This is a genomic window from Alteribacillus bidgolensis (assembly GCF_002886255.1).
Classification (GTDB): domain Bacteria; phylum Bacillota; class Bacilli; order Bacillales; family Marinococcaceae; genus Alteribacillus; species Alteribacillus bidgolensis.
This window is the reverse complement of sequence record NZ_KZ614149.1, coordinates 3,795,977-3,808,767: the sequence shown is the minus strand read 5'-3', so window position 1 is coordinate 3,808,767 and position 12,791 is coordinate 3,795,977. Positions and strand designations below refer to the sequence as shown.

Here is a 12,791-nt window from a genome sequence, read left to right as displayed (position 1 = left end):
TTTTAATGGACAACGAGAATCCGCAAACCATACAAAATATCGGAGAATTTCTCTTAAAAAACAAAACGATATTAAGCGAGAAAATGGATAATTTGCAAAATAACGATTCTCGCTTCAGGTTTGCAAAAAACAACGATTATATTACTAAACTAAGAGAGGAACTTTTTGCTACGATAGGCGCAGGAGTCATAAATCAGCTTGCAGAATCAGGAAGTTTAATATCTCAAATTAGAACATGGGGAGAAAAAGCAGCTGATTATTGTATAAAGCACAATGTAATCCTTTCTACGGCACTACTTGTCTTTCCATTTTACAGAGAAATCTTAACAGAAGTTATTGAACAGCACTGCTTAGAAGATAATCTCCCTCTTCACGATGCTTTTTATATTTACAGTAAATTTGAATCCCTTCTTGATCAAGCTACTTATGCTTTCAGCCATACTTTTTTACACCAGCATATTGTTGAATTAGAACATGCTAAATCTCAGATGCAGGAAATTTCTGTACCTGTTGTTCCAATAAAACAAGGAACAGCCGTCCTTCCGCTAATTGGGGATATGGATGATGAGCGTTCTGAGTTTTTACAAAAAAGAACCTTAGAAAGAGCTACGGAATTAGAATTATCCTATATTATTATTGATCTCTCTGGTATTAATACAATTAATACATGGTTTGCACAGCATTTAAACCAATTAATCGATGCATTACAGCTATTGGGTATTGACGCGAGTATATCCGGTATGAGACCGGAACTTTCACAAACGATTGTTCAGTTAGGGATTTCTTTTAAACACATTGCTAAGTTTTTAACATTAGAACAAGCTCTTTTACACCATTCAGAATACACTTCTTGAACTACCACCACTTAGCTAACGCTTGAAGTGGTAGATTCCTGCGAACACTCTCGTAATCGAAAGTTATTTTAGCAGGCTAACTCCGCAGTCCCTGCGGTTAATACTCATCGTTCGTACGTTGAACTCAACCTTCCTGCCTACTGCTTGGATTTCGCTTTTCAGCAGAGAGGGGCGGTTGAACGTTGAAGATTTCACCTGACAGACGAATTTCCTGTCAGAACCTCATATCCTCCGTTTTCAAAGAGCAATCTGTACAGGAATATGATACCATACGAAGCTTGTTTTGCTACGCAAAAAGGTGATTCATCTCCCCCTTATTTTTGGGCTACGCCCTGTACAAAATGGAAGAGGGGGTCTTCTCGCCTAAAACGATAAATCAACCAAATCTGTTGGCTCTTGCTGACAGATTTATTTGTGTAAAATTAATGGATCGTTTATGATGAAAGGGTTGAGTTATTTGATTATGAAGGAGAAAGGGTTTATATAGATGAGTAAGCTAGAGGAAGAAATACAATCTCGAAAAACGTTTGCTATTATTTCTCACCCTGACGCGGGGAAGACCACTTTAACCGAGAAACTTCTTTATTTTGGAGGAGCCATTCGAGAAGCTGGTACTGTAAAGGGAAAGAAAAATACAAAGCATGCAACCAGTGACTGGATGGAAATTGAAAAACAGCGCGGTATTTCTGTTACCAGCTCTGTTATGGAATTTCACTATAAAGATCATCAAATTAATATACTAGACACTCCTGGACACGAAGATTTTAGTGAAGATACCTATCGTACGCTGACAGCCGCTGACTCTGCTACGATGTTGATTGACGCAGCAAAAGGGGTCGAGGCCCAGACCAAAAAATTGTTTAAAGTCTGCAGTATGCGGGGTATTCCTATTTTTACATTTATCAATAAACTCGACCGGCAAGGAAGAGATCCATTTGAACTCATGGAAGAAATGGAAAACCTGCTCGGCATTCGCTCATACCCAATGAACTGGCCTATTGGTATGGGAATGGACTTTTATGGTATATATGACCGTCATTCCAAAAAAGTAGAACTTTATAATGCAGACAATCCTTCTCATGTGGAGATCAAACAAACGAGCGGTCCGGATGACCCGATGCTTGATGAAATGATTGATGCTTCTCTGCTTGCTCAATTCAGAGAAGAAATGGAACTCTTGGACGTAGCTGGCGACCCTTACGATGAACGTAAAATTAAGAGCGGCGAATTAACTCCTGTATTTTTTGGGAGTGCTATATCTAATTTCGGGGTGCAGAACTTTCTCGAACACTTTTTGAACCTGGCTCCTGCACCTGTTGGCCGTGATAGTGATCAAGGATATATTGCACCGGCACAAGACAACTTTTCGGGTTTTGTATTTAAGATTCAAGCGAACATGAATCCAAAACACCGTGATCGCATAGCTTTTTTACGTATAACTTCTGGTAAGTATACGCAAGGAATGTACGTAAACCATGTCCGCCTTAGCAAATCAATGCGTTTAGCGCAGCCTACTCAATTTTTAGCCCAGGACCGAAATATTGTAAAAGAAGCCTATGCCGGAGATATTATTGGATTATATGACCCAGGCACCTTTCGAATTGGAGACACATTAGCTGACAGCAGTGATTTTCAATTTGATGAAATGCCTCACTTCTCTCCAGAACATTTTGCAGCTATTTCAGTGAAAGATGCCATGAAGCACAAATCATTTGAAAAAGGCTTACAGCAGCTGACTGAAGAAGGTGCTGTTCAGTTATTTCAAACGTATAACAAATATCCTGAACAGCAAATAATAGGTGTCGTAGGGGTTCTGCAATTTGAAGTGATGGAATATCGCTTAAAAAATGAGTATAATGCAGATATTCGCCTCGAAAAACTGCCTTTTTCGATTGCACGGTGGGTCAATGGAGATCCGGACGAATTAGAAACCTTTAAAAAACGCCAGAAAAACCTGGCTGTAGACAGAGATGGAAGAATGGTTGCTTTATTCGATAATGAATTCCAAATGAATATGACAAAAGATAAATACCCACAACTCACCTTCTACGAAAACTCTTATATGAAATAATAAATTTCTTTATACTCGGAAGTCCTTATCACTGAAAATCTTAATGAAACAATAAAATCTTCCGGTAAAAAAACACGACTAAACGAATATAGCGTTTTAGTCGTGTTTTTTAATTAATTCCACCCATAACTTCAGGAATAACGGTCCCTTCTCTGGTCTCTACAGCTCCAAATAAAAGCAAAGCTATAAATACCGCCCATATTATTGCATTATTGAAAGTCACTCCATCAAATGAAGAGTTGTTATTCTCAAACATTCTATAAAAATCATCCTCTCTTTTATCTACTTAACCGCTGCCATCACATCACAACCGTCATTTCGCCATTTTCTTCGCTTTGTTACTAGACCCGTTCTTATAATCTCCTATAAGGTGAACTTCCACCGTAGGTTCTCCTCGGTATATTTTTAACCGTGTTCACTTTAAGTTTCCCTGTAACAAGTAAGACTGCTCCGATAATATCTAAATTATGTCCATTTAATAAATCAGCTACCGTGTATGGGGGCAAAGATGAGTTATTTTTATTATGGTTATTATTAAACATATTGAAATGCACCCCCATTTTCACCATGTATGAATGAATTAGAAGGTGCAATATAAAAATATCTTAATACTCTAAAACGTATGAAACTACCTTTTCTTGTGCATTTCGTGTTACCCTATTGTAAATGAGAATTGAAATGCGTGTGCATACTAGCTATTCTCATTAAGAATCCAGCCACTGCTTATTTTATGCAGCTAAAAAGATGTTTTTTAATATAGTTTATACTGAGGTGACAACTATGAACGCAGTAGCAATTGATATGGACGGAACCCTTTTACATTCCGAAGGATTTGTTTCAGAGAAAAATGCACAAGCACTAAAATTGCTTCAAGCAGAAGGACATAAACTTATTATTGCAACGGGACGAGGACTGCCAGACGTAGAACGCTTACTTGGATCTGTAAACGTTACGCCGGATGGAATTGTTTCTTTAAATGGAGCCAGAGTGTATTGGGAAGGAGAACCGATTCAAGAATCCTATATGGGTCAGCAAGAAGCAATTAACTTGGTAGAGTGGCTTAATGACAATGAATATTACTTTCACATTTACACTGACAAGGGTTTATTTTCCCCGACAAAATCCCGAGAGTTTTTTATGAATGACTTGAACATATATACACAGGACAAAGAAGGCGGAGAAGAAATAAAAGAAGCCATTCGCCGAAGAGCAGATGGTCATCACAGGCAAGCCAATATGAAAGAGCTGCACTCTTCAAGTATGATTGTTGATTATGACCTTACCGTTTATAAGTTTCTTATAGTATCAATGCTTGAACAGAAGCTGGATATATGCCGGAAATCCTGGGGAGATAAGCATAATGTGCTTATTACTTCCTCAGGACGTGATAACCTTGAGATTATGCATCCGAATACACAGAAAGGAAAAGGACTTCTTCACATTGCAAATCATGCAGGGCTAGATATATCCTCTACTTTTGCGATCGGTGATAATTATAATGACCTTCCACTTTTCAATGCTGCAGCGACCAGTATTGCCATGGGCAATGCCGAGGAAGATGTAAAACGAGTAGCTACCCATGCAACAACTCACCATGACATTGACGGGGTCGCCTATGCGATTGAAAATTTTATTTTAAAATCATCTAACCTTACTATCAAAAGCAGTGAAAAAAATCAGTTGCCATAAGCGAAGGCTGTTGATATAATTTCTCGTGGTCCTCAAAAAAGCCAACCGCGTGGAAATATTTTACTAAACAAACATACATGACGAAATGACTTCTGCTTTGTGAACTACAACCCAAAAGTATTACACTCCTGTAAATTGGTTTTATTTGTCAACAGGAGAAGATTTATATGAACGCAGTTATTATATACGTTTCTTTTTACATGAACACTTGAGCGGATGAATTCTGACGTTACAAATTTTGATCTTTTAGAAACAGCATACGAAGAAATAGAATAGAAAACCTCATCCCGCTGGTGAGGTAGAGGCGCGAAATGAAAAAAGTATGCTCTGGGAGAAGGGTTGTATCGACTGGAGACAAAAAGGTTCATTTGCCGAAGCCGGCTGAGCCTGCATTGAATAAGTGCGGGACTGCCACGATGCTTTTCGTGGAGGACTACTATAAAACGGGATGACCGTTCTACCTGCTTGGTAATGGAATCCGAGCAGGTTTTTTTGCATAAGCTTTAGAATAATTAGAAAAACTCGACTTACCGCCGAGTCCTATGGCGGAAGTCGTAGTTTTGCTTATATTTTGATCCTTTAACAAAGTAAAACATTCTTAAAGTACAATGAAATAGAAAGGAGAATAGTTGTAATGAACGAGCCGTCTATTCTGTCGCTGCTCCCCCCTATTCTTGCTTTATTAATGATTGTTGCGACAAGAAAAGTTCTTCCTTCCCTGGGTGTTGGGATTATTATCGGTGCTTTAGTTCTTAGCGATTGGTCAATCACCGAAGGAGCTGTCCTCATTTGGGAAATATTTGCCGGCATTTTTGTAGCAGATGGTTCTATCAATGACTGGGAATTATATATTATTTTCTTTTTACTTATTCTCGGCATCATGGCAGCTCTCATAAGTTTTTCGGGCGGAAGCCGTGCATTTGGGGAGTGGGCGTTAAAACGAGTAAAAACGAGGATAGGAGCACAGCTTGTGACCTTGCTATTTGGTATCCTTGTTTTTATTGATGATTACTTTAACAGTTTAACAGTCGGTCAAGTAAGCCGGCCGCTAACAGACAGGCACCACATCTCTAGAGCAAAGCTTGCATATATTGTTGACTCTGTCGCTGCACCGATTTGTGTAATCGCGCCCCTATCGAGCTGGGGAGCCTACATTATTACCATCATTGCGGACATTCTCAGCAGTCATAACCAAACACAATACGGAGGCCTTCAGGCATTTCTCTACATGGTGCCTATGAATTTTTATGCTATGACTGCTCTTTTATTCGTTTTTCTAGCCATCGTCTGGAAACTTGACTTTGGTCCGATGCGTACCCATGAAAAACGTGCCATCATGCATCATCAAGTGCTTGACCCTGATCGTACTGGTGTACCTGGTGAACAATCTCAGCATCTAGACGAGCATAAAGGAAAAGTTCGTGATTTAATAATTCCTATACTCGTTCTCATTGCCAGTACGGTTGTATTTATGATTGTAACGGGTGCACAAGCTGCTGATGAAGTAACAGCCTTATCGGTTTTTGCTGAAACGGACGTAGCAAGTTCCCTTGTTTACGGCGGTTTAATTGGACTTGGGGTGACTGTGCTGCTTACTTTGACAAAGAGGCCTGCTGTTACTGGTTTTATCAAAACCGTTTTTGCGGGGATGCAATCAATGCTTCCTGCTATTTATATTTTAATTCTTGCGTGGATTATTGTTAGCATTATTGATCAGTTAGGAACCGGCCAATATTTAGCCGACTTTATCGATGGAACCATTCCTTTATTCTTGCTTCCAGCACTTCTGTTTTTACTAGCAGGATTTATGGCATTTTCTACTGGAACGTCGTGGGGGACATTTTCTATCTTACTTCCCATTGCTGGTGAAATAGCAGCGGCTTTGGATATCTCTTTAATCCTGCCTATGCTTGCAGCCGTTCTGGCGGGTTCTATTTTAGGCGATCATTGTTCGCCTATTTCTGACACCACTATTTTGTCATCAACAGGGGCAGGAAGTCATCATATTGATCACGTAATCACTCAGCTGCCTTATGCTTTTTTCTCTGCTGTAGGTGCATTTGCTGGCTATCTCATTCTTGGTGCAACGGGAAGTACACTTACAGGACTTACTGCTGCACTTCTCATAACAATTGGTATTGCTTTTCTCTTTAAAATAACAAGGAAACCTATAGCAGACGAAAACAAAGGATAATAAACATGGATTTGTCATATAATAGCCCAAAGCCGACTAATGCTTTGGGCCGTTTAAATATGAGCAAGAAAGGTAATAGAAAGAGTAACGCTACTGCACGTTATTTATATTTTATGGGGGGCATAAGCAATGGAAGTATTGTTTATTATTGTTGTGGTCATTATCGTAGCCGTTTATTTCTCTCCATTCTTTTTAGAAAGCTTGCAAGCATCTTTTCCTTATTTTAATACATTAATGAGAGTACGTTATACAATAATCTTTGGCGGCATTGGATTATTGTACGGCATAGCAGGAGATGTATTAGATATCACAGATATCTTTTTTGGTATGATTGCAGGAAGTTTTGTTGATTTCCTTCTTCGCGGCGGCGAAAGATCTCCATCGCCATAATGTATGTATAGAAAAACACAGCATGTCACTATGAAAAGGAAACCGCCTAAAAATACCACTTTCATGCAGCAAAGGCATCAACGTCACTAGTACATCCTGTATGTTAAAATGTCGTTATTTTACTAATAGTTTACTTTCTTACACTAAAGAGACCCTCTCCCAACATTATTGGAAGAGGGTCTCTTTGGAATTTATTAAACTGTTTTTGGTACGAGGTTAAAGCAGCGCTTGTAAATCCATTCGTAATCTGCAACCTTAAGGTCACGAGGGTTTCCTTCAGTCTGCGGATCGTTTTGAGCTTCTTTTGCAAGACGCTCTACCATATCACTGCTTACTCCTTGTTCTTCGAGGTTAGGGATATCTAGATCTTCTACAAGATCGTACATCCAGTTTACGGCTGCTTTTGCTGCTTCTTCTGTTGTCATGTGGAAGGTATCAATACCAAACGCTTTAGCCACACGTGCGAAGCGTTCTGGTGCACCTTTCCAGTTATACTCCATCACAGGACCCATCATAGTAGCAACACATTGGCCGTGTGCAACTGGGATGATTCCGCCAAGCGTTTGACTCATTGCGTGGGCTGCACCAGCAGATTCACTTCCATAAGAAAGTCCGGCAAGCATAGCTGCTTGAGCCATTCCGTAGCGTGCTTCAAGGTCTGTTCCATCAGCATATGCACGGCGGATATATTTAGCAGCATATTCCATAGCCATTAGGGCTACAGCGTCTGTAACAGGCTGTGCAAACTTCATGGTATAGCACTCTACTGCGTGTGCAATAGCGTCGATACCGGTCATAGCTGTTACATGCGGAGGCATGGATACATGAAGTTCGGGATCAATAATAGTAAGGTGCGCTGCAATAAGAGGACCGCCTGTATTAAATTTAAACTCACGCTCTTCATCAGTGATAACCGCCCACTGCGTTACTTCAGAGCCCGTTCCTGCAGTAGTAGGGATTGTAGTAAGCGGTGGAATACGATTTTCAAGCGGCTTCTTCCCTTCTGCTGCTTCATAATCAAGGACAGTGCCTTCGTGTGTTGCTTCCACACCAATTGCTTTTGCTGTGTCCATAGAACTTCCGCCGCCAACAGCTACAAGTCCGTTACATCCTTCATCTTTATAAACTTTAGAGCCTTCTCCGATCAAACGTACAGGAGGGTTTGGCTCTACTTTATTAAAGACAACTACTTCAACACCTGCTTTTTCAAGGTTTTCAACAACTGGATTAGTAACTCCTGCATTGTAAATTCCAGGATCCGTAACGAGAAGAACTTTGTTAGCTCCAAGGGTTTTCACTTCTTCTCCAATGTGTTTAATTGCACCGATTCCATGCTTGATAGCAGTTGGAATTTCAAATGTGTGATAGTTTAACATGTGTTCTACTTTCATATTAAGGCTCATAATGCCATCCTCCTATTTTTAAAGTTATTTTGTGATTTGTGTGATTGTGACTATTTTGCAAGTAATGATTTATTTAAACCAGTGAATAGGTTCTGGTTTTTTATTACGGAATACGTGTTTAACTTCTGTATATTCTTCTAAACCAATATGACCAAGTTCTCTGCCTATTCCTGACTGCTTGTATCCACCCCATGGAGCTTGAGCGAAGTATGGGTGGAAATCATTAATCCATACTGTTCCCATGCGAAGTTTTGAAGCAGTCTCTTCTGCTTTAGCAATATCTGTTGTGAAAACAGCGCCGGCCAGGCCATAAATAGAATCGTTCGCTATAGCAACAGCTTCTTCTTTACTACTAAAAGTTTCAATTGTTAATACTGGACCAAATACTTCTTCCTGAACGATCCTCATGTCTGACCTGCAGTTCGTAAAGATGGTTGGAAGGAAGAAGAACCCATTTTGCAGTTCAGGATCTTCTGGACGTTTACCGCCGATTTCCAGTTTGGCACCTTCTTGCTGGCCAATTTCTACATACTTCTCTACTTTATCACGATGCTCTGCAGAAATAAGCGGACCAGAATGCGTGCTTTCATCAAAGCCATTTCCAAGTTTAATATTTTTTGTTCGTTTTACGAGTTCTTCCACAAATTCATCATGGATACTTTCTTCTATAATTAAGCGTGCTCCGGCAGAGCATACTTGACCAGCATGGAAGAATACGGCATTCATCGCTTGATCTACTGCTGTTTCAAAATCAGCATCTGCAAACACGATATTAGGATTCTTTCCGCCAAGCTCAAGCGCGATTTTTTTCATATTAATGCTTGCTGCCTGCATAATTTTCTTTCCTGTTTCAATTCCTCCAGTAAAGGACACCAGGTCTACATCTACGCTTTCGGATAATTCTGCCCCAGCGTCTGCCCCTTTACCGAGTACCAGGTTGGCTACACCTTTTGGAAATCCTGCTTCTTCGATAAGTTCAAACACTTTAACTGTCGTAAGCGGCGTAATTTCACTTGGTTTTACAACAATTGTATTTCCAGCTGCCAAAGCCGGTGCAATTTTCCACGCTGCTTGAAGCAATGGGTAATTCCAAGGAGTAATTTGTCCGCAGACACCTACAGGTTCACGTACTACTTTACTTTCTGAATCTGGAATGGGAGAAGCGATCATTTCGCCGCCGTCTTTATCTGCAAGACCAGCAAAATATTGAAAGACATTTGCGATGTCATCCATATCAGCTCTGCTTTCTTCTAATGTCTTGCCAGTATCCAACGATTCTAATTCAGCTAGCTCTTCTTTGTCTCGACGGATGAAATCGGCAACCTTTTGAACGAGCTCTCCTCTCTCATTTGCTGGTGTTTCTGCCCAGCTGCCTTCATCAAAAGCAGTACGAGCAGCCTGAATAGCTGCTTTTGCATCTTCACGGTTTCCTTCCGCAGCCTCTGCCACATTTTCTTGATTATAAGGGTTAATAATCGTTCTTACTTCTTTTGACTTTGCCTCTGTCCAGGCGCCGTCAATGTACATTCTTTTCAGTGTCAAATAAACCCCTCCTCTATAAATTAAAAATGTTTAATTTGTTTAAAAAAAATTTAACGTTTCGAACAACTTTAATCTAACAGCTCTATTTTTTATTGTCAAAGAAAAATTAAAAAATAAATCTTTTAAAAATTGTTCTCCCTCCCGTCATATTAGGGAAAGAATATTTATAAAAGAAATTTTTTCTTTGACAACTTTTTTTATTACGTTATGATAGAAAACTGTAAAGAAAAAAATAAACGAATTTAATTTTTTAAATGAAAGGAGGATTTAAGTGGAAGATTCCCATAATAAAGATGCTCTTGACTCCATTAATAATGCTAAAGATCTCGTTGTGGATTCTATCGCCGAAACGATGGACCTTTACGGTGTAACTAGAAGCGTCGGAACGCTTTACGGGACCATATACCTTGAAGGAGATATGACATTAGATGAAATGCGGGAAAAGCTTGGTATGAGTAAGCCAAGTATGAGTACAGGCGTAAAAAAACTGCAAGAATTTAATGTTGTCAAGAAAACCTTTAGAAGAGGAAAAAGAAAACAGACGTATGTAGCAGAAAAAGACTTTTTCCAGTTTTTCACTAATTTTTTCACACAAAAATGGGAACGGGAAGTCAAATTGAATCTCACTTCTATTAAAGAAGCACAATCTCAACTTTCTCAACTAATAGAAGACACAAGTATTTCAGATGAAATAAAAGAAGAAGCAAAAGAAACTTTTCAGACGCTTGAAAAATCAAAAACTTATTACAAATGGCTCGACAAATTAACAGAAAAAATTGAGTCAGGTGAAATTTTTGACTTAATTCCAATTGAAGAGGAAGGCGAATAACTTTTTCATTTTTTGAATTTCAAAAATAACATGTATCCAAATCTGCAAGGAATTAAGCGGCAATCTTTGTAGAGTTGAGGGATACATGCGCACAATATAGATTTCATAATATTGGTAAAATTCAGTAATTAGACATCTAGGAGTGATGCTTGTGACAGAAAAAAGTACTAAATTGTTAAAAACCATAGGGTTTGCAATATTAATATTAGGAGTGGTTATCTACGTTGGGATGACGGATAGTGATATCGCCTGGGGCGGCTTTATTTCTATGTTGTTCTTTTATGCCCTCATTTATTACGTAGGTGCCTTTTTTGCCGCAAAAAAATCAGAATCATTAAGCGATATGATGGTAGCTAAGCGGAGTATACCACTTGGTGTCGCTATGTTTACCATGGCTGCAACGTGGGTTGGCGGCGGTTATATTAACGGAACGGCCGAATTCACCTATTCTGATGGCCTTGTCTGGGCGCAAGCTCCGTGGGGTTATGCACTCAGTTTGATAATCGGCGGTATTTTTTATGCTAGAAAAATGCGCCGTTATGAATTTATGACCATTATTGATCCACTTGAACAGCGTTTTGGTAGAAAGATGGCCGGAATTTTATATATTCCTGCGCTTCTCGGTGAATTATTTTGGAGCGGTGCAATTTTAACAGCACTCGGTACAACTTTTGGTACCATTTTAGGATTAGACTTTACTACCTCTATCATTATTTCAGCAATTATCGCTATAGCTTATACCGTGTTTGGCGGCATGTGGGCGGTTGCTTATACAGATGTTTTCCAAATGGCTATTCTCTTAGTCGGTTTATTTTTAGTGCTTCCGTTTGCATTTGGAAATGTGGGAAGCTTAAGTGTAAACTGGGAGAACTATCAAGCTGACTTTGACACGTATGCTAGTCTTTTCCCGCCTCTTGACGGCTGGAATCATCCGGATTGGGGAAATTGGTTCTGGAACTGGTGGGATTATGCCTTGCTTCTTATCTTTGGAGGTATTGCCTGGCAAGTTTACTTTCAGCGTGTCCTTTCAGCTAAAAATGAAAACACGGCAATGTGGCTTTCTATTTTGGCAGGTATTATTTGTTTAATTGCTGCATTTCCTGCTGTATTAGTTGGTATTATTGGCCACAATGCGGACTGGGCAGCTTTTGGAACAGAAGCTCCTGAAACAGCTGCGATGGTACTTCCGCAGGTGCTGCGCTTTTTGACGCCTGAAATTATAGCGGCTCTTGGTTTAGGCGCATTGGCTGCGGCAGTTATGTCATCGATGGACTCCTCCATCTTGTCCGCTTCTTCTATGGCTTCTTGGAATATATATCGACCTTTGATAAAACCAAATGCCAGTCAAGATGAACTTAAAAAAGTAATTAAACGTACCATTATTCTTATTGGTGTAGCAGCCATGATTATTGCATTAAATGTAGGAAGTGTATATACACTCTGGTACTTGGCGTCAGATCTCGTTTATTGTGTGCTCTTCCCCCAATTAACGATGGCTCTGTTTTACAGAAATGCGAACTTTTATGGTTCGCTTGCCGGATTCGCCGTGGCAGTATTCCTTCGGCTTGGAGGCGGAGAGCCAGCGATAAATCTGCCTTATTTTCTGCCATATCCTATGGTAGAAGACGGCTTGGTGCTCTTTCCATTCCGTACGCTGGCTATGATCGCTGCGTTTATCACAATCTTTATCGTTTCCGAATTAACAAAGAAAAAATGTCCTCCGAAACGATTGCTTATGCCTCATGAACGTGTGAATAATGAACCGATAAAAGATTAAACCAAAAAGAGGGTGTCCGAAATGGACACCCTCTCTCTATAT

Annotated in this window: 10 protein-coding genes and 1 riboswitch; of the genes, 7 read left to right on the top strand and 3 right to left on the bottom strand. The window is 39.7% G+C overall.

Annotated features, from left to right (window positions below):
• Positions 1-5 precede the first annotated feature (5 nt).
• Positions 6-854 (top strand): STAS domain-containing protein, encoded by an 849-nt coding sequence (locus CEF16_RS18895; RefSeq protein ID WP_091584742.1) that lies wholly within the window; start codon positions 6-8, stop codon positions 852-854.
• A gap of 487 nt (positions 855-1,341) precedes the next feature.
• The gene (locus tag CEF16_RS18890; RefSeq protein WP_091584740.1) at positions 1,342-2,925 is read left to right on the top strand and encodes a peptide chain release factor 3; all 1,584 of its coding nucleotides are present in this window, start codon (positions 1,342-1,344) and stop codon (positions 2,923-2,925) included.
• Positions 2,926-3,034: 109 nt separating this feature from the next.
• On the opposite strand, the gene CEF16_RS23910 is transcribed toward CEF16_RS18890, so the two are convergent.
• Positions 3,035-3,181 carry a hypothetical protein gene (locus tag CEF16_RS23910; RefSeq protein WP_170032139.1) on the bottom strand — a complete coding sequence of 49 codons (147 nt, stop codon included), beginning with the start codon at positions 3,179-3,181 and terminating at the stop codon, positions 3,035-3,037.
• Positions 3,182-3,705: 524 nt separating this feature from the next.
• Between CEF16_RS23910 and CEF16_RS18885 the strand changes: the two genes are divergently transcribed.
• The 3 genes from CEF16_RS18885 (at position 3,706) to CEF16_RS18875 (ending at position 7,198) form a co-directional block, all read left to right on the top strand.
• Positions 3,706-4,614: a Cof-type HAD-IIB family hydrolase gene (locus tag CEF16_RS18885; RefSeq protein ID WP_170032136.1), complete on the top strand. Its 909-nt coding sequence runs from the start codon at positions 3,706-3,708 to the stop codon at positions 4,612-4,614.
• A 291-nt stretch (positions 4,615-4,905) separates the two neighbouring features.
• Positions 4,906-5,058, top strand: a riboswitch (Lysine riboswitch).
• Between the two features lie 190 nt (positions 5,059-5,248).
• Positions 5,249-6,808 carry a Na+/H+ antiporter NhaC family protein gene (locus CEF16_RS18880; RefSeq protein ID WP_091584735.1) on the top strand — a complete coding sequence of 520 codons (1,560 nt, stop codon included), beginning with the start codon at positions 5,249-5,251 and terminating at the stop codon, positions 6,806-6,808.
• A gap of 129 nt (positions 6,809-6,937) precedes the next feature.
• Complete coding sequence (locus CEF16_RS18875; RefSeq protein ID WP_091584734.1) at positions 6,938-7,198, top strand: hypothetical protein; 261 nt, start codon at positions 6,938-6,940, stop codon at positions 7,196-7,198.
• Between the two features lie 194 nt (positions 7,199-7,392).
• On the opposite strand, the gene gbsB is transcribed toward CEF16_RS18875, so the two are convergent.
• Both gbsB and betB read right to left on the bottom strand, forming a co-directional pair.
• Complete coding sequence (gene gbsB, locus CEF16_RS18870) at positions 7,393-8,601, bottom strand: choline dehydrogenase (RefSeq protein ID WP_091584732.1); 1,209 nt, start codon at positions 8,599-8,601, stop codon at positions 7,393-7,395.
• Positions 8,602-8,670: 69 nt separating this feature from the next.
• Positions 8,671-10,128: a betaine-aldehyde dehydrogenase gene (gene betB / locus CEF16_RS18865; protein ID WP_091584843.1), complete on the bottom strand. Its 1,458-nt coding sequence runs from the start codon at positions 10,126-10,128 to the stop codon at positions 8,671-8,673.
• Positions 10,129-10,414: 286 nt separating this feature from the next.
• Between betB and cudC the strand changes: the two genes are divergently transcribed.
• Positions 10,415-10,972, top strand: coding sequence for a choline uptake/conversion transcriptional regulator CudC (gene cudC, locus CEF16_RS18860; protein WP_091584730.1), 558 nt, complete (start codon positions 10,415-10,417; stop codon positions 10,970-10,972).
• Between the two features lie 145 nt (positions 10,973-11,117).
• On the top strand, positions 11,118-12,749 hold the full coding sequence (locus CEF16_RS18855) for a high affinity choline transporter 1 (RefSeq protein ID WP_091584728.1): 1,632 nt from the start codon (positions 11,118-11,120) through the stop codon (positions 12,747-12,749).
• Positions 12,750-12,791 lie beyond the last annotated feature (42 nt).

Bases quoted from the DNA above. Each gene is read 5' to 3' on its own strand.
- gbsB (WP_091584732.1), bottom strand. From the start codon at position 8,601: ATGAGCCTTAATATGAAAGTAGAACACATGTTAAACTATCACACATTT.
- CEF16_RS18880 (WP_091584735.1), top strand. From the start codon at position 5,249: ATGAACGAGCCGTCTATTCTGTCGCTGCTCCCCCCTATTCTTGCTTTA.
- CEF16_RS18855 (WP_091584728.1), top strand. From the start codon at position 11,118: ATGCTTGTGACAGAAAAAAGTACTAAATTGTTAAAAACCATAGGGTTT.
- CEF16_RS18875 (WP_091584734.1), top strand. From the start codon at position 6,938: ATGGAAGTATTGTTTATTATTGTTGTGGTCATTATCGTAGCCGTTTAT.
- betB (WP_091584843.1), bottom strand. From the start codon at position 10,128: ATGTACATTGACGGCGCCTGGACAGAGGCAAAGTCAAAAGAAGTAAGA.
- CEF16_RS18890 (WP_091584740.1), top strand. From the start codon at position 1,342: ATGAGTAAGCTAGAGGAAGAAATACAATCTCGAAAAACGTTTGCTATT.
- CEF16_RS23910 (WP_170032139.1), bottom strand. From the start codon at position 3,181: ATGTTTGAGAATAACAACTCTTCATTTGATGGAGTGACTTTCAATAAT.
- CEF16_RS18895 (WP_091584742.1), top strand. From the start codon at position 6: ATGGACAACGAGAATCCGCAAACCATACAAAATATCGGAGAATTTCTC.
- CEF16_RS18885 (WP_170032136.1), top strand. From the start codon at position 3,706: ATGAACGCAGTAGCAATTGATATGGACGGAACCCTTTTACATTCCGAA.